The sequence below is a fragment of the Paraburkholderia kururiensis genome, from assembly GCF_034424375.1.
GTDB classification, from domain to species: domain Bacteria; phylum Pseudomonadota; class Gammaproteobacteria; order Burkholderiales; family Burkholderiaceae; genus Paraburkholderia; species Paraburkholderia kururiensis_A.
The window spans coordinates 1,329,028-1,346,127 of the sequence record NZ_CP139965.1; the positions used below are offsets into that span (position 1 = coordinate 1,329,028).

Here is a 17,100-nt window from a genome sequence, read left to right on the forward strand (position 1 = left end):
CAGAAAGACGAGGCGGCAACGAGGTGGCAACGAGGTGGCAAATAAGCAAGGCAACGAGCCGACGACAGGGCGGCGAGTTCGCCCCTCGCCGCCTCGCCACGCGCCGGCGTGGGCCTCGCTCTACGCCTGCTCCATCCGGCGCCGTAACGCGTCGCCGGCCAGCGGCATCTCGCGAATGCGCAGACCGGTCGCGTCGAAAAGCGCGTTCGCGAGTGCGCCGGCCGTCGGTCCCATCGCGGCTTCGGCGGCGCCCAGAAACGGCGCGCCAGGCCGGTCGATCAGATGCACGGCGACGCGTTTGGGCACCGACGAAAAACGCAGGATCGGATAGCTGCTCCAGTCGAAGCTGCGAATGCGTTCGGTGTCGTAGCGCAGCGCTTCGTGCAGCGTCCAGCTGGCCGACTGAATCACGCCGCCTTCAATCTGGTTGCGGATGCCGTCCGGGTTCACGATCTGCCCGGAGTCTACGGCCACGTCGGCGCGCTCCAGCGTCACCTGGCCCGTTTCGGGCTCCACCGATATTTCCACCGCCATCGCCACGTAGGCCATCAGGTTCTTGTACTTCGCGAAACCGAAGCCCACGCCGTGATGGCGGGGCCGTGGAGAAGACATCGCGCGTTGCCAGCCGAAGCGCTCCGCCGCGAGACGGATCACGTCTTTCGCGCGCGGATCGTCCAGATGCCGCAGGCGGAATGCCACAGGGTCGATCTTCGCGGCATGCGCGAGTTCGTCCATGAAGCTTTCGATGGTGAACACGTTCGTATGCGCGCCCAGCGAGCGCATGGCCGAGGTCTGCAACGGCATGGTCGGCGAGAAGTTGTTCATCACGTACAGGTTCGGCAGCGCGTAGAGCGGAATGGCGTTGCGGTCGCCGCCGCCTTCGGGTTGCAGCATGGGCACGGAAGGTGCCGACACGAACGGCTTGTCGAGCATGCGCGCCGGAAGCAGCCGGCCCGCGTTGACGATGCGTTCGTTGTGCGAGCTGCTCCAGAGCGAGTAGCGCCAGTCCACGATCTGCCCGTTCGCATCCAGCGACGCGCTTACTTCCGTCACCATCGCAGGCGTGAAGTGGTCCCAGACGTGCTCCTGCGCGCGCATCCATTGCACGCGGATGGGCTGCCCCGGCAGGGCGGCGGCGATCAGCGCGGCGTGCGCGGCCACGTCGTCGGCGCCGTTGTGGCCGTAGCAGCCCGAGCCCTCGGTGTGGATGCAGCGCACGTTTTCTTTCGGCATGCTGAGCATTTCGGCGAGCGCGTCGCGCAATGGATAGACGCCTTGCGAGTGCGTCCACACCGTGAGCTTGCCCGCGTCGAACACCGCTACCGAACACGACGGACCAATCGATCCGTGCAGCAGGTAGCGCTTTTCGAACCGGGCGTTAAGCGTTTTCACGGCGGGCGCCGTGGCGGTGTGCTGGTCCGCGATCTTGATCTGCTGCGTGGCCAGTGTCTTGAGGTTGCGATGCACCGTGGCCGGGTCGGGCAAGGCGCGGCCCGGCGACCATGTGCTGCCCGCCATGAGCGCGCGCTGTGCCACCACGGCCTGCCACTCGCCTGTCGCGACGACGGCGAGCATGCTGCCGTTACGCACCACCTTCACCACGCCCGGCATCTTCATGACGTCGTGCTCGTTGGTGTCGAGCAGTTTCGCGTCGTACGACGGCGGCATCACGACGCGTGCGTGCAGCATGCCGGGCAACTGCAGGTCCTGCACGTAGCTCACGCCGCCCGTGACCTTCGACGGAATGTCGAGCCGCGGCAGCGACGTGCCGATCACGTTGAACGTCTTCGGGTCTTTGAGCGGGGACGTGGGCGTTGCGTTGCGATGCAGATCGACGAAGCCCACCGCCTCGCCGTACGTCATGGTGCGGCCGTCCGGCGCGCGGATCACGGCGTCGCGCGCCACGAGCGCGCTGCTTGCCACGCCGAAGCGTTTCGCCGCGGCCTCCACGAGCAGGCCGCGCACTTGCGCCGACGCGTTCAGCAGCGCGCTGCCGCTGTCCGCGATGGTGTGGCTGCCCGCGGTCAGCCCTTCGTCGGGCGAGGCACCTGTGTCCGCGGTGAGAAACGTGATGAGCGAGGGCGCCATGTCCAGCTCTTCCGCGGCCACTTGCAGCAACGCGGTGCGCACGCCCGTGCCCAGTTCCACCTTGCCCGTGAACACCGTGACCTTGCCGTCAGGTGCGATCTTGATCCACGCGTCGAGCAGCGGGTTCGTCTTCAGGCTGCCCGCCAGCATTTGCGTTTCTTTCGCCACATGCACCGCGGCGCCTTCGTCGGCGATCACTTGCTGCGCCAGCGCCTCGGCGCCCGGCACGAGGCTGAACGTCACGACGAGCGCGCCCGACACCATGAAGCGGCGCCGGCCTTCGTCGATGGTTTCGTCTTGAGGGTTCATCGGTCGGCCCTTGCTCTCAGGTTGCGGTGTGCGTGGAGGGTGCTTCGACCTTCGGCTCCGGCAGCCCGGCCACTTCGCGAATGGCGGCGAGGATGCGCATGTGCGTGCCGCAGCGGCAGAGGTTCGGCTCCATGTGCTCGCGCAGTTGCTGTTCGGTGGGATGCGGGTTGCGGTCCAGCAGCGCCTGGGCGCGCATGATCATGCCCGCGATGCAGTAGCCGCACTGCGCGGCCTGGTGCTGGATGAACGCCTTTTGCAGCGGCCCCGGCTGCGCGGCGGTGCCGAGGCTTTCGATGGTGCGCACGGCGCGCGTGCCCACGGCGCTCACGGGCAGCAGGCACGAGAACGTGGCCTCGCCGTCCACGATCACGGTGCAGGCCCCGCATTGCCCGAGGCCGCAGCCGAACTTCGCGCCGTGCAGATGCAGGTCGTTACGCAGCACGTAGAGCAGCGGCGTGGAAGGATCGATGTCGAGCGTGTGCTGCACGCCGTTCACGGTGAGGGAGATCATCGTGCGGAGTCCTCCGTTTTGAGCGTCTTCCTGAGGTCGGCGACGAGCGGCGCGGCGTCGGGCCACGCGGGTTTCGCCGAATACGCGCCGCGGATGTAGGCCGCGAGGTCTGCGATCTGGCGGTCGTCGTAGAGGCCGCTGAACGCGGGCATGTAGTGGATGGCGTCTTCGCCGTGCCAGGCGATGCCGTTGAGCATCATCTGGATCGCGTTGCGCGGGGTCACGGCATTGACGGCGGTGCTGAACGCGAGCGTGGCGCGTTCGCCGAGCGTCTGCATGGGCGACGCGGGACCGTGGCACTGCGCGCACGAGGCGTTGAAGAGCGTGGCGCCGCGTTGCTCGGCGGGGGTGGTGGCGTGCGAGGAGGGCTGTAACCCGGCTTGTAATCCGGCTTGCGGCGCGGCTTGCAACGCGGCTTGCGTGATCGTGGGTGTGGCGGCCGTTGCTGACGTTGCATTGCCTGCGTTGATTGGGTTCATCAACGCAGGCGTCTTCTGGATCGAGAGGAGGTACGCCGCAATGGCCTGCACGTCTTCGGCGGGTACGCGTGCGAGGTCGCGCGTGACGGGCAGCATGGGGCCCGCGGCGGCCCCGTGTTCCGAGGCGCGCCCCGTGCGCAGATATTCGACGAGTTGCGCCTCCGTCCACGGCCGTACGGCATCGGCAAGCGCATTGAGCGGCGGCGCTTCCCAGCCGTCCACGATGCCGCCGTCGAACGCGTGGCCCGCCTTTTCGCCGCCAATCGCGTTGAGCGGCGAATGGCACGAGGCGCAGTGGCCCAGGCTATCCACGAGCAGTTTGCCGCGATTCCAGACGGCGTCGTGCGACGTGTCGGGCTCGCGTGGCCCAGGCCTCAAGAACAGTACGTTCCAGAACGCGACGAGCGGGCGGAAGTTGAGCGGGAAGATCAACCGGTTCGCGGGCGCGGTGGCATGAACCGGGTCGCGGCTCATGAGATACGCGTAGGCCGCCGAGATGTCGCGGTCGGGCATGCGCGTGAAGTGGACGTAGGGAAAGGCGGGGTAGAGCGGATGACCGTCGCGCGCAATGCCGTGCCGCAATGCGCGCGCAAACGCGGCTTCGGACCAGTGGCCGATGCCCGTGTCCGCGTCGGGCGTGATGTTGGTGGCGTAGATCGTGCCGAACGGCGTGGCGAGCGGCAGGCCGCCCGCGAAGGGGCGGCCGTCTTTGGACGTGTGGCACACCACGCAGTCACCCAGCGCGACCACGCGCGCGCCCTCGCGCACGAGCTCAGGGTCGAAGCCGGCGGGCGAGGGCACGGGCACGGGATCGATGGCGGGCTTGTACATCATGCCTGCCGCCACAGCGAGCGCCGCGATGGCGAGGCCGGCTGCGGCTATCCATAGTCGTCTGCGATTCATGTCGCTCCTCGCCTGCTTGCTGGTTCCACGATGGCGCCTAGTTTCTGTCAGGCCCACGCCGTTTGTCCTGACGAGGCCTGAAACCAGGGCTTAATCGTTCTGAAGCGCTGACCGGCCACACGCATGCTCATGCCGAAGGTGCCGCGCGCGCTGCCTGATTGCGCACATGCGGCCGGCCCACCGCGAGAAAATGCAGCAGCGCGACAACGGGGAACGCCATGGCCACGCCCGCCACGAGCGGCCAGCCGCCATGCTCGTAGAGCACGCTGGCCAGTGCCGAACCGATGGCGCCGCCCACGAAGATGCTCGTCATGTACAGCGCGTTCAGCCGATTGCGGCTTGCCGCGTGCAGCGCATAGATTTCGCGCTGGCCGAGCACCATGTTCATCTGCGCGGCGAAGTCGAGCACGATGCCCGTCACGACGAGGCCCGCCACGCCCCACGCGGGATGAACCAGCGCCGGCGCAAAGGCGAGCGCACCGGCCACGAGTGCGACGAGCGTGGCGCGCAGCGAGTGGCCCGCATCGGCCAGCCGGCCCGCCACGGGCGCCGACGTTGCGCCGATGGCGCCCACCAGCGCGAACACGCCGATGGCGGTCTGCGAAAGCCCGTAGTGACGCGTGAGTTCGATCGGCACCGCGGTCCAGAAAAGGCTGAACGACGCGAACATGAGTCCCTGGTACAGCGCGCGATGGCGCAGCACGGGCATCGTGCGCCCGAGGTGCAGCAGCGAGCCGATCAGTTCGAAATAGGTGGCGCGATGATCGGGCTTGCGCGGCGCGATGGTGAACGCGAGCACGGTGGTGACGATGGTCATGACGACCGCGGCGCCTGCGAACACCACACGCCAGCCGAAGTGCCCGGCCACGATGCTGGAAAGCGGCCGGGACAGCAGAATGCCGAGCAGCAGTCCGCCCATGACGGTGCCCACCACGCGGCCGCGCGAATGGTCGGGCGCGAGATGCGCGGCGAGCGGAATCAGGATCTGCACCGCGACCGAGCTGAAGCCGACCAGCAGCGAGACCGCGAGGAATGCCCCCGCCGAATGCAGGACCGACGCGGCGGCCAGGCTCGCGATGGAGACCACGGCGGTCGCGATCATGAGCTTGCGGTTTTCGAGCAGATCGCCGAGCGGCACGATGAAGAAGAGGCCGAGCGCGTAGCCGATCTGTGTGAGCGAGACGATGAGGCTCGCCGTGCCGTCCGACATCTGCAGCGACGGCCCGATCAGTTCGGTGATCGGCTGCGCGTAATACAGGTTCGCGACGATGGCGCCGCAACTGAAGGCGAAGAGCGCGATGAGGCCCTGGGTGAGGCCGGCGGCCTTGCCGTGGCCGGCCAGCGCGCTTGACGGCGTGGACATGACGACTCCTTGAATGACGACGACCAACGATGAATACGGAGATGAATAGCGGCTTGAATACCGACCGCGCCAAGCATAGGCGGCCGGTGCCGCGCGCGGAATACGTACGGCACGCAACCCCGCTTTGCGTGCAGCGCAACGTCGGTCTGTCGGGCGTGCCTGCGCTGGCATAATCCGCCGCATGGACAAACTGCTCGCCCTTACGACGCTGCTCGAAGTGGCCGACGCCGGCGGCTTCGCCCGGGCCGCGCAGCGGCTTGGCGTGGCGACGTCGTCGGTGACGCGGCTCATGGATGCGCTCGAAGCGTCGCTCGGCACCGCGCTGCTCACGCGCACGCCGCGCCGCGTGAGCCTCACGGACGCCGGCGCGGCCTACGTGGCGCAAGTCTCGAAGCTGCTCGACGAACTCGCCGAGGCCGACGAGAGCGTGCTGGACAGCGGCGCCGAACCCGTGGGCGCGCTGCGCGTGACGGTGCCCTCCACGTACAACCGCATCGTGCTGGCGCCGCATCTGGCCGCGTTCCTCGACGCCTACCCGCGCGTGGCGCTCGACGTGCTGGTGTCCGACCGCTTCGTCGATCTCGCGCTCGAACGTATCGACGTGGCGCTGCGCATCGGGCTGCCGTCGAGCGACCCCGGCCTGATCGCGAGAACGCTGGCCGCGAACCCGCGTTTCGTGGTGGCGAGCGCGGCCTATATCGAACGTGTGGGCGCGCCGCAAACGCCCGCGGAACTGGCGGAACGCGAGTGCGTGCGCATTGCCTACGGCGGCAGTTATCGCGCGCGCCAGGTGTGGACCTTCACGCGCAACGGCAGCGAGGAACGCGTGCCGGTGCGCGGCCGGCTGCTATCGAACAGCCTCGACATGCTGCTCGAAGCCGTGCATGCGGGGCAGGGCTTCGCGTTGTTGCCCGACTGGCTGGTGAACGAGCCCCTCGCCGCCGGCCGCCTGCTGCGTTTCTTTCCCGACTATTGCGTCACGCCCCAAAGCGGCGAGGTGGTGGCCTACGCGGCGTATCTGCCGAACCGGCGCAATTCGTCGAAGGTGCGTGCGTTGCTGCAGTTTCTCGAAGCGCGGCTCGCGCTGCGCGAAGGCGCGTAGCGACGTTCCGCCGGATCGTCGCCGGCCGCGGCACAGATCATGCGCACGTGGCGGATACCTGCGGGCGGAAGGCACGCCGCACGATCGGGTCCACCACGGGGGAACAGTCGACGTGAAACCGGCAACCTTTATTCGACCGCACCGGCTCGCCTGTCGAGGCGTGGCCGCGTTCGTCTTCGCCGCGTGCGCCGCATGCGGCACGCACGCCGCACAGGCCGCTGAAGTTGTGCTCACTCAGGCGCCGTACGGCACCGCGAAGTCCGGCGCGGCGGTGACTCAATACACGTTGAGCAACGCGCATGGCGTGACGCTGAAAGTGATCAACTACGGCGCCATCGTGACCGAACTCGATGCGCCGGACCGCCACGGCGCGCTCGCCGACATCGTGCTGGGCTTCGGCTCGCTTGCCGATTACGAGGCCTACAACGGCAACATCCACTTCGGCGCGACCATTGGCCGATACGCGAACCGCATCGCGCACGGCCGCTTCACGCTCGACGGACGCACGTGGACGCTGCCCGTCAACGACGGCCCCAACACGCTGCACGGCGGCCCGAACAGCTTCGACACGAAGCTGTGGACCACCGTCGCGACACGTGGCGACGCCACGCATGCGAGCGTGACGCTGCGCTATGTGAGCCCGGACGGCGAAAACGGCTTTCCGGGCACGCTTACGGTGGACGTCACCTACACGCTGTCGAGCGACGATACGGTGCGCATCGACTATCGCGCGACGACGGACAAGGACACCGTGGTCAACCTGACGAACCACAGCTACTTCAATCTGGCGGGCGAGGCGTCGGGCAACGTCGAGCAGCAGATGATCGAGATCGCGGCGCAACGCTATACACCCACGGACGCCACCTCCATTCCCACCGGCCAACTGAGCCCCGTGCAAGGCACGCCGCTGGATGTGCGCACGCTCACGCCCATCGGCGCGCATCTGCGCGATGCGTTCGGCCAGCTGAAAATCGCGCGCGGCTACGACCAGAACTGGGTGCTGGACAACGGCGGCCGCACGGAGCCCGGCTTTGCGGCGCGCGCCTACGACCCCGCTTCGGGCCGCGTGCTCGACGTCTACACGACGCAGCCCGGCTTGCAGTTCTATACGTCGAACAGCCTGGACGGCAGCGCGGTGGGCCGCTCCGGCACGATGTACCGACAGACGGACGCTTTCGCGCTGGAAGCCCAGCACTTTCCCGACTCGCCTAACGAGCCCGCGTTTCCTTCCACCGAGTTGCGGCCCGGCGAAACGCTGCACGAGGTGACGCTGTGGAAGCTGGGCGTGCGGTGAGGGGCCGAGGCTTCTGGCCTTTTGCGCATGGCCTGTGCGGGTTCGGGAAGGGAGCCGCGGCCCGCATCCGCCGCCGAGGCTCGTCTGCCTGACTCGACGTGCGCCGCGCCAGGCACGCGCCGCACATCGCCGCCGCTTCAACCGCCGCCGATTCCCTGCGTCACGCGGCCCGTGCCTTCACACGTCGCGCACGGTTTGCCGTCCAGCACGCCCGTGCCGCGGCAGTCGGGGCACAGGTTCTCGCCGGTCGCGGGCGCGTTGGCGGGTGCGTCGTCACCCGGTGCTTCGTCACCCGGTGCTTCATCGCCCGGCGCTTCGTGGCCGCTGCCACTGCTGCTGGCAAGCCTTGCGCGTTCTTGCGGTCGTTGCATGTCGGTCCTCCTTGATGGTTCGAACGGATGCCGCGCATCCATCGCTTCAAGCAAGGTGAAGCAACCCGCGTGCTCCGTCGGCATGCACGCACGCGAGGGCCAACGAGCGACGTGCGGCGCCTTATTGCGCCTCGGTGCGGATGGCGTCCATTTCGGCCAGCACCTCGCTGCTCAATTCGAGCTGCGCCGCCTTCAGGTTTTCGCGCAGATGCCCGACGGACGACGTCCCCGGAATGAGCAGGACGTTCGGCGCGCGATGCAGCAGCCAGGCCAGCGCGGCCTGCATGGGCGTGGCGTCCAGCGCGCGGGCGATCTGCGCGAGCTTGGTCGACTGGATCGGCGAAAAGCCGCCCAGCGGAAAGAACGGCACGTAGGCGATGCCCTGTGCGGCGAGGTGGTCGATGAGCGCGTCGTCGTCGCGGTGGACCACGTTGTAGTGGTTCTGCACGCACACCACGGGCGCGATGCGCTGCGCTTCGGCCACCTGCGCCGCGGTCGCATTGCTGAGGCCAATGTGGCGCACGAGCCCTTTCTGCTGAAGCTCCGCGAGTGCCGTCACCTGCTTTTCGATCGATCCTTCCGACGGGCGATGGACGTCGCCCATGACGCGCAGGTTCACGACTTCCATGACGTCGCGGCCAAGATTGCGCAGATTGTCGTGCACGCCCTGAGCGATCTGCGCGGGTTCCAGGGCGGGCAGCCACGCGCCCTCCGCGTTGCGCACGGCGCCGACCTTGGTGACGATCACGAGATCGTCCGGGTACGGATGCAACGCTTCGCGAATGATCTGGTTCGTGACGTGCGGGCCGTAGAAGTCGCTCGTGTCGATGTGATTCACGCCGGCTTCCACGGCTTCGCGCAGCACCGCGATGCAGGCCGCGCGGTCTTTCGGCGGTCCGAACACGCCGGGGCCGGCCAGTTGCATGGCGCCGTAGCCCATGCGGTTCACGGTGCGATCGCCCAGCCGGAAGGTGCCGGCAAGTTGCATCGTAGCCATGTCGTTCTCCTTGAATGTGGGTGTGAGAGAGGAGGCGAGGGCCAGTATGGGCGTAACTGCGCTGTTCGATAATCCAGGCTAGTGTGTACAGGTTGTGCAAAAAGCTGCACAGCGAAATCAACGCGGTAAGCCCTCTCGGAAAGCTTCTGGAAAGGTCCAGCATGGAAATGAACGATCTGGCCGCCTTCGTCGCCGTCGCCCGCGCGGGCGGCTTTCGCGACGCGGCGCGCGTGAGCGGCGTGTCGGCGTCCAGCCTGAGCACGGCGGTGCGGCGCCTCGAGGCGAAGCTGGGTCTGCGCCTGCTCAACCGCACCACGCGCAGCGTGGCGCCCACCGAGGCGGGCCAGCGTCTCATCGAAAAGCTCACGCCGCTGTTTGCGGAAATGGAAGCCGCGCTCGACGTGCTGAACGGCTTTCGCGACAAGCCCGCGGGCACGTTGAAGCTCAACGTGCCCTCCAGTGCCGCGCACATCGTGCTGCCCGGCGTGATTCCGCCGTTCTTGCAGGCGTATCCCGGCATCCGCGTGGAAGTGGTGGTGGAAGACGGTTTCGTCGACGTGCTCGAAGTGGGCTGCGACGCCGGCATCCGCTACGACGAGCGGCTCGAACAGGACATGATCGCGGTGCCCATCGGCCCGCGCGTGGAGCGCTTCGCGACCGCCGCGACGCCCGCTTACCTCGATCTGCACGGACGCCCCGAGCATCCGCGCGAGCTGCTCGGCCACGTATGTCTGCGCGGCCAGTTCGCGGGCGGCGCGATGGCCATGTGGACCTTCGAGCGCGACGGGGAAGTGGTGCGGCTCGACCCGCCCGGCACGCTGGTGGTGCGGCCCGCGGCGGCGATGGACCTCGTGGTGAGCACGGCGCTCGCGGGCGTGGGCGTGGTGCACCTGTTCGAAGACATGCTGCGGCCCCACCTGGAAAGCGGCGCGCTGGAGCCGATCCTGGAGCCATGGTGGCAGCGGTTTTCGGGGCCGTTCCTGTACTACCCGGGCTACCGCCACGTGCCCGCGCCGTTGCGGGCGTTCATCGATTTTCTGAAGCGCGGCGAGGCGCCCGCCACGACAGCGCCGGCCGCCAGGCAATCAACCGCTAAGCACCCGGCTGCGGCGCAAACGACGATGAAAACGGCGGTGAAAACTGCGCGGCGTACTCCACCGCGGACCACCTGAACGGCACCACGCCCGCGCTGCGCCGCACCTCTTCGATGTGGAATCGCACGAGCCGCTCGGCGCCCGCGAAGGCGTCGAGTTCCGGGCCGCTCCAGATCACCTCGGCCTGCACGGCCAGATAAAGCAGGTCGCCGCGTTCGAAGTCGATGAAAAGAAGCCCCGCGCGCGGATGGCGGATCAGATTGCCGAGCGTGTTGAAGTAGCGGTTGCCCTTGAAGTCGGGCGCGGTGAGCGTGCGGGCGTCGTCCACGCGCACGAAGCCCGGCAGGCCGCCGCGATGCGAGACGTCCACGCCGCGCGCCGGCCCGGCGTCGTCGGCCAGGTTGGCACTCGCGATGAAGAACGTGTCGGCGTTGGCGATCAGTGCGCGGTCGGCGTCGTCGAGCGTGGTGGCGATGCGCTGCGGTGCCGCGGCATGCGCGGACCCATCGCGCGAAAGGGATAACTGCGGTGGCAACGGCAGCGGCTCGCGGCGCTGGATGTACTTGGGGCAATTGCCGAAGCTCTGGCTCACGTGCAGCGTGAAAGCGTCGTCGCTCGCGGCGGTGACGATGCCGTTCACGCGATTGCGTCGGCGTGTCGCGAACTGGATGCCGAGGCCGCCCACGGCCGCGCCTGGTTTGAATGCATCCGCGAGCGGATCGCCGGGCAACGTCCGGCCCGCGACGCGCAGCGTGTGCGGGTCCGGCGACGAAACGAAGCCGGGTGCGCCCACGCGCAGCGTTGCCCAGAGCTGCGCGTTTGCATCGAGTGCGCCCAGCACCATGAACGGCAACTCCGCGTAGAACGCGCGATGCTGCTCCGGCAGGTAGGTGCGGATGCCGCGCGTGCCGCCGCTGTTGCCGTCGCTGCCTGGGTCCGCGCGCCGTTGCGCTTCGAGTTCGCCGGCGTGGAACGGCCAGTCGGCACGCGGCTCGTTCTGCGAGACCGACGGCGGCAAGGTCGAAAGGTCGGACATGGTGAGCTTCTCCCGATGAGCGCGATGGTGGCTTCGAAACGGCAACGGCCGCGCGATGCGTTATTCCGCCAGCAGCCCGGCCTTCGTCTGCGGCATCGGCACGAAGCGCGGCAACGCTTCGATGCGGCGCAGCCACGCGCGCAGGTTCGGATACGGATCGAGCGAGATGCCGCCTTCCGGCGCGTGCGCGATGTAGGCGTAGGCGGCGATGTCCGCGATGGTCGGCGTGTCGCCCGCGGCGAAGCGCTTGCTCGCGAACTCACCTTCGATCACGTCGAAGAGCTTCACGGCCACGCGTTGCGTGAAGGCGTGGTCGAGCGGCGCGCCGAACACGGTGACGAGCCGCGCCGCGCACGGACCGTAGGCGATAGGCCCCGCGGCGAGCGAGAGCCAGCGCTGCACGGCCGCGGCGCCGTGCGGGTCGTCGGGCAACCACGACGCGTCGCCGTAACGCTTCGCGAGATAGACGAGAATCGCATTCGAATCGAACAGCACGGTCTCGCCGTCTTCGATCACGGGCACCTGGCCGAACGGATTGAGCGCGAGAAACTCGGGACGGCGGTTGTCGCCGGCCTTCATGTTCACCTCGACCACTTCGAACGGCAGATCGAGCATCGTGAGAAACAGCTGCACACGGTGGCCGTGGCCGGACAGGCGGGTGGTGTGAAGACGAATGGGTTGGCGCGGGCGCGAAGCGGCAGGCGTGGGGGACATGCGAAGACTCCGTCTGGTGGTTCGTGAAAGGGCGTGCCGAAAGGGCATGGACCGAAGCGTAGGCCGGGCGGCGTGTGCGGTGAAGACGGATAATCGCGGAAACATAATCCTTTTCGAGTGGACAATCGACGATGGCCGACGTACGCGACGTGAATCTGAACCGGCTGGCGATCTTCGCTGCCGTGGTGGAGGCGGGGTCCCTGACGGCGGCGGCCGGGCGGCTGGGTCTCGCGAAAACGATGGTCAGTACGCACATGCAGCGGCTGGAAGCGGAGGTGGGCGCGAGCCTGCTGGTGCGCACCACGCGGCGCCTCAACGTAACCGACGCCGGCCGCGCGTTCTACGAGGCGAGCGTGGCAATTCTGCGCACCGCGAACGAGGCGCTCGCGGCCGTCTCAGGCGGCACGGGGCCGTTGCGCGGCACGCTGCGCGTGAGTGCGCCGGTGGACTACGGGTCGGTCGTGGTGGTGCCCGCGCTCGCCGAGTTGCGCGCGGCGAATCCCGAACTCGATGTCGAACTGCTCTGCAACGACCGCGTGATCGATCTCGTGGCGGAAAACGTGGATGTGGCGGTGCGGTTGGGGCGCCTCGCCGATTCGAACTATCGCGCCGCCAGGGTGGACGGCTACGAACGGTGGCTCGTGGCGAGCCCCGAATGGATCGCGGCATGGGGCGCGCCGCGCACGCCCGAGGCGCTTGCAGACAAGCCCTACGTGGCGCGTCCCGTGCCGGGACGTCCGCAGGCGCTGGAACTCGTCAACGCGCGCGGCGACAAACGCAGCGTGCGCTGCAAGCGCGCGTTCACCACCGACACCGCGCCGGCCGCCCGCGCCGCTGCGCTCGCGGGCGTGGGCTTCGGCTACCTCACGGACTTTTCCATTGCCGCCGACGTGGAAGCGGGCCGCCTCGTGCGTCTCTTGCCCGCGTGGCGCTCGCCAGCAGCGGGCGTGCACGTCGTTTATCCTTCCACGAGCCATCCGTCGCCCAAGGTGCGGGCCTTGATCGATGCGCTCAAGACCCGTCCAAGGCATCCGTTCTGACCGCACCGCGCTCCAGCCATTCACGTTCATCGACCGCTTCTACACACACCGACATGAGCCACTTCCAACCCGTCGCACTCGAACATGCCAGCCGCCTCATCAACCACGGCCCCACGGTGCTCGTCACGAGCGCCGACGGCAGCCGGCGCAACGTGATGGCCGCGGCCTGGTCGATGCCCGTGGAATTCACGCCGCCGCGCATCGCCGTGGTGATCGACAAGCACACCTTCACGCGCGAACTCGCCATGGCGAGCGGCACCTTCGGCATCTGCGTGCCGGGTGCGGCCTTCATCGACCACACGTATGCGGTGGGTTCGTCGAGCGGGCGCGAGATGGACAAATTCGCGAAGTACGGCATCGAAACCGTGCAGGGGCCGGTGCTGGGACTGCCGCTCGTCGAAACGGGCTGCGCCGCGTGGATGGAGTGCCGCCTGATTCGCGAGCCGCATACCGAAGACGCTTACGACACCTGCTTTGGCGAAGTGGTTGCGGCAGCAGCGGACAGCCGCGTGTTCGCGAACGGCCATTGGAACTTCGACGGATCGAATGCCGGGCTGCACACCCTCCACCACCTGGGCGCGGGGATCTTCGTGCCGGTCTCGAATCAGGTGAGGGCGAAGCCGTTGTGAGGCAGGGGGCAAGGCGGCAGAGCGCCCTTGCGCGTTGACGGCGACCGTTGCCGCTGCGGCATGCGCGCCGGGGCTATCGCTCCATCAAGTCGCGCTTCGGCGCCGACGCGGACTCGCGTCCATGCGTGTGCGCCTCAGGTGCGGCGGTTTTGTCGCCTGCGTTGCCGCCCGTCAGCGAGTCCACCACACGCCGCAGCAGCGCGGCCGAGACCGGCTTGCTGAGCAGCACGTCCCACGGACGGTCGCCGCGCGCGGGCAGCGGGAACGTGGCAGTCAGCATGACGATGGGAATGCGCAGCGTGCTCCATTCGGCTTTCAGGCGGCGGCATAGCTCCAGCCCGTCGATGCCCGGCATCATCAGGTCCGTGACGATGGCGCCCGGCCGCTCGGCCGTGGCGAGCGCCCAGGCGTCGGCACCGTCGTGCGCGGTCAGCACGCGGTAGCCGTCCAGCTCGAATACGAGCCGCAGCGCGCGCAGGAAATTCCGGTCGTCGTCCACAAGCAGCAGCGTAGCCATAAGCGTTTCCCTTCTCCGGCGGCGTCAACGGCTGTCCTCTCTGCCCCAGTGCAGCCGCCGTGATGTGGCGTAGCGATTGCCGTGCCCGCCCGTGGCATTCGTGTGTGCGCCGTGCCCGAACGCCTTGGGCAGCGGCCCTTGCGGCCGGATGGCCTCTCTTATTTGCACGGCGGCGGCGCTTCTTTCATGGTGCGCTGCGTAAAAGGGCTGTAGCGGGGCTGTAGCGGGGCTGTAGCGCAGTGGCACCGCGCCCAGAGCAACGCACACACAAGGCAGCGGAAAGCCGCGTTGTCCCGCGACGCACGGCGAACGGCATGACAGGCACGACCGTGCCAGGTACGCGGGCTGCTACTCCACGAGGGCGGCAAAGTCGTCGCAGTCCAATGGGAGAACCCAGATGAACAAAGACCAGGTAAAGGGCGTAGCCGAAAAGGTGAAAGGTAAGGTTAACGAACAGGTGGGCAAGGCCACCGACAACCCGGCTCGCGAACTCAAGGGCGATCTGCAGCAAGGCGCCGGCCAGGCGCGCAAGGATATTGGCGACATGAAGGAAGCGGTCAAGGACGACGCCTCGCGCCGTCATTGACGCGTTCGCGGCGGACGGCACGGCGCGCGGCGCCGTCTGTCCGCCCTGCTGCCGCACCGCGGCAGCGCCGAACGATCGCCGGGCGGCAGGCCGCGCCCGGCTTTTTCGGTTTCTGTGCAACCTGCGCCGCAGGTTGCGCGCAGTCTTCCTGTCAGCGGGATGTCGTTGACGGAGGTTCGCGTCCGCGCGGCCTCGTTTATCTATCTGGACCTTATACGTGCCCACTTTCCATCAGGTTTGCTGGCAGGCAACGCCTGCGCTCCGTGTATTGGAGGAAGCCTCGCAAGAAGTCGCACAAGCCGTCTTGACCACCGTTTCGCATGCCGAAGCGCCGCGCGGCGCCGGTGCCCGCGTCCACGTTGCCGCACCGGGGCGACGTTGCAGCGTGTGCTAGCGGGCGGCCGCGTCATGTCGCGCTATCCGTCTAATGCGCCGGGTCTCCTCGCGGGCGGGGAGATCTTCGATGCGCTGCCCGACGCCTGGCTCGTGCTCGACGAAGACGCCCAGGTGGTCGCGGTGAACCGCGCGTACCTGAAGCTGCTCGGGAGCGAACGCGAGGCCGTGGTGGGCCGCTCGGTGTACGACATCAATCAGGTGGGCTCGCGCGAGCAGCGTGAAGAGCGCCGCCGCTGGCTGCATGCCGTGCTCGCGCATCTCGCGCCGGGCGAGGCGCGCCTGTCGCCGCCCATTCGCTACGACCTCGATCCGCACCGCGACGGGCGCCTGCAAACGCGCTACTGGCAGGTGCGCGCCCGGCTGCTGGAAGCCGGCGACAACCGGCGGCTCTACGGCCTGTGCGTGCTCGACATCACGGACGGCATGGAAGCGGCCGGGCGCGACCAGCGCGAGCGGGCCAAGCTGCGCTCGCAGGCGCGGCTGCGCCAGGTGCTGATGGAAGAAGCGACGGCGCAGTTGCGCACGCAGCAGGAGCGCTTCCAGCAGGCGCTGGCGTTTGCGAACGTCGGCGCCATCGAACTGGAAACGGCTACCGGCGAGCTGATCTGCAACGTGCAGTTGAAGGCGCTGCTCGGGCTCGACCCCGACGCTGTGCTCACCAAAACGCGTCTCTTCGAAGAATGCATCGACGAGGCGCATCGCGCGCGCGTGCAGGACGCATTCGACGAAACGCTGCGCACGGGCACGCCGATCGAAGTGGACTTTCTCGTGACGCTGCCGGGCGGCGCGCCGCGCTGGATTCTGCTGCGCGCCGCGGGCCAGGCGCATCGCGACGGCGTGGGCGCCTCCATCGCGGGGCTTGCGCTCGACATCACCGCGCGCAAGGAGTCGGAGCTTCAGCACGTCGCCATCGCGCAGGCCGAGCGGCAGGCGCGCCGTCAGAGCGAGGAGGCCACGCGCGCGATGGACCATTTCGTGACCGCGGTGAGCCACGAATTGCGCTCGCCGCTGGGCGCCATTCTGTCGTGGGCCACGCTTTTACAGCGCACGAGCGACACGGCCCATATGATGCGTGCGGGCACCGTGATCGAGCGCAACGCCCGCCAGCTTGCGCTGATGGTGGACGACCTGCTCGACAGCGGCGCCATTGCCACGGGCAAGCTCTCGGTGCAGCTTGCGCCTGTCGATCTGGGCGCGCTCACTGGCAACGTCGCGGAAGACATGCGCGTGAGCATCGAGGCGAAGGGGCTGTGCCTCGTCGCCGACGAACTCTCGTCGTGCATCGTGATGGCCGACGAGGCGCGCATCCGCCAGGTGATCTGGAATCTGCTCACCAACGCCACGAAGTTCTGCGTGGAGGGCCGCGTGACCGTGGCCGTGCAGACGGACGGCGGCGAGGCGCTGCTGATGGTGCGCGACACGGGCCGCGGCATTGCGCCCGAAGCGCTGGAGCGCATCTTCGAGCGCTTTCATCAGGAAGACGGCGGCGGTCGCGCGTCGGGCCTGGGGCTCGGCCTGTGGCTCGCGCGGAACATCGTGCAACTGCATGGCGGCACCATCACCGCGCACAGCGAGGGGCGCGGCTGCGGGGCAACGTTCTGGATCAGGCTGCCGCTCTATCGGTGATTCCTTCGCGGCGGTCGACGCGCCGCGTTCACTTCGCTGCGTTCA

Annotated in this window: 16 protein-coding genes; 7 read left to right on the top strand and 9 right to left on the bottom strand. The window is 68.2% G+C overall.

What is annotated here, in order from left to right:
- Positions 1–120: 120 nt before the first annotated feature.
- The 4 genes from U0042_RS06025 to U0042_RS06040 form a co-directional block, all read right to left on the bottom strand.
- Entirely contained in the window at positions 121–2,397 is a 2,277-nt protein-coding gene (locus U0042_RS06025; protein ID WP_114811654.1) for a xanthine dehydrogenase family protein molybdopterin-binding subunit, read from the bottom strand.
- A 16-nt stretch (positions 2,398–2,413) separates the two neighbouring features.
- Complete coding sequence (locus U0042_RS06030) at positions 2,414–2,908, bottom strand: (2Fe-2S)-binding protein (RefSeq protein WP_114811655.1); 495 nt, start codon at positions 2,906–2,908, stop codon at positions 2,414–2,416.
- Positions 2,905–4,290 (bottom strand): c-type cytochrome, encoded by a 1,386-nt coding sequence (locus U0042_RS06035; protein WP_114811656.1) that lies wholly within the window; start codon positions 4,288–4,290, stop codon positions 2,905–2,907. Before U0042_RS06035 ends, U0042_RS06030 begins: the two co-directional genes overlap by 4 nt.
- Positions 4,291–4,417: 127 nt before the next feature.
- Complete coding sequence (locus U0042_RS06040; protein ID WP_114811657.1) at positions 4,418–5,653, bottom strand: MFS transporter; 1,236 nt, start codon at positions 5,651–5,653, stop codon at positions 4,418–4,420.
- Between the two features lie 181 nt (positions 5,654–5,834).
- Here U0042_RS06040 and U0042_RS06045 point away from each other — a divergent pair, with 181 nt between their 5' ends.
- On the top strand, positions 5,835–6,755 hold the full coding sequence (locus U0042_RS06045) for a LysR family transcriptional regulator (protein ID WP_114811658.1): 921 nt from the start codon (positions 5,835–5,837) through the stop codon (positions 6,753–6,755).
- Between the two features lie 160 nt (positions 6,756–6,915).
- On the top strand, positions 6,916–8,049 hold the full coding sequence (locus U0042_RS06050) for an aldose epimerase family protein (protein ID WP_232833438.1): 1,134 nt from the start codon (positions 6,916–6,918) through the stop codon (positions 8,047–8,049).
- 137 nt (positions 8,050–8,186) lie between these two features.
- Here the strand turns inward: U0042_RS06050 and U0042_RS06055 are convergent, their stop codons facing one another.
- Positions 8,187–8,420, bottom strand: coding sequence for a hypothetical protein (locus U0042_RS06055; RefSeq protein ID WP_114811659.1), 234 nt, complete (start codon positions 8,418–8,420; stop codon positions 8,187–8,189).
- Positions 8,421–8,541: 121 nt separating this feature from the next.
- The gene (locus U0042_RS06060) at positions 8,542–9,417 is read right to left on the bottom strand and encodes an aldo/keto reductase family oxidoreductase (RefSeq protein ID WP_114811660.1); all 876 of its coding nucleotides are present in this window, start codon (positions 9,415–9,417) and stop codon (positions 8,542–8,544) included.
- A gap of 161 nt (positions 9,418–9,578) precedes the next feature.
- On the opposite strand from U0042_RS06060, the gene U0042_RS06065 reads away from it, so the two are divergent.
- The gene (locus U0042_RS06065; protein ID WP_114811661.1) at positions 9,579–10,589 is read left to right on the top strand and encodes a LysR family transcriptional regulator; all 1,011 of its coding nucleotides are present in this window, start codon (positions 9,579–9,581) and stop codon (positions 10,587–10,589) included.
- On the opposite strand, the gene U0042_RS06070 is transcribed toward U0042_RS06065, so the two are convergent.
- Both U0042_RS06070 and U0042_RS06075 read right to left on the bottom strand, forming a co-directional pair.
- Complete coding sequence (locus tag U0042_RS06070; protein ID WP_114811662.1) at positions 10,510–11,547, bottom strand: pyridoxamine 5'-phosphate oxidase family protein; 1,038 nt, start codon at positions 11,545–11,547, stop codon at positions 10,510–10,512. The two genes, U0042_RS06065 and U0042_RS06070, sit on opposite strands and share 80 nt — an antisense overlap.
- 60 nt (positions 11,548–11,607) lie before the next feature.
- Entirely contained in the window at positions 11,608–12,261 is a 654-nt protein-coding gene (locus U0042_RS06075; protein WP_114811663.1) for a glutathione S-transferase family protein, read from the bottom strand.
- Positions 12,262–12,392: 131 nt separating this feature from the next.
- Between U0042_RS06075 and U0042_RS06080 the strand changes: the two genes are divergently transcribed.
- Together U0042_RS06080 and U0042_RS06085 are read left to right on the top strand one after the other, a co-directional pair.
- Positions 12,393–13,301: a LysR family transcriptional regulator gene (locus tag U0042_RS06080; RefSeq protein ID WP_114811664.1), complete on the top strand. Its 909-nt coding sequence runs from the start codon at positions 12,393–12,395 to the stop codon at positions 13,299–13,301.
- Positions 13,302–13,354: 53 nt separating this feature from the next.
- On the top strand, positions 13,355–13,930 hold the full coding sequence (locus U0042_RS06085) for a flavin reductase family protein (protein ID WP_114811665.1): 576 nt from the start codon (positions 13,355–13,357) through the stop codon (positions 13,928–13,930).
- 73 nt (positions 13,931–14,003) lie between these two features.
- Here U0042_RS06085 and U0042_RS06090 read toward each other — a convergent pair whose 3' ends face one another.
- Positions 14,004–14,447: a response regulator gene (locus U0042_RS06090; RefSeq protein WP_114811666.1), complete on the bottom strand. Its 444-nt coding sequence runs from the start codon at positions 14,445–14,447 to the stop codon at positions 14,004–14,006.
- 397 nt (positions 14,448–14,844) lie between these two features.
- Here U0042_RS06090 and U0042_RS06095 point away from each other — a divergent pair, with 397 nt between their 5' ends.
- Positions 14,845–15,033, top strand: a complete 189-nt coding sequence (locus U0042_RS06095; RefSeq protein ID WP_114811667.1) for a CsbD family protein — start codon at positions 14,845–14,847, stop codon at positions 15,031–15,033.
- A gap of 408 nt (positions 15,034–15,441) precedes the next feature.
- Positions 15,442–17,055 (top strand): sensor histidine kinase, encoded by a 1,614-nt coding sequence (locus U0042_RS06100; RefSeq protein WP_114811668.1) that lies wholly within the window; start codon positions 15,442–15,444, stop codon positions 17,053–17,055.
- The last annotated feature ends 45 nt before the right edge of the window (positions 17,056–17,100 follow it).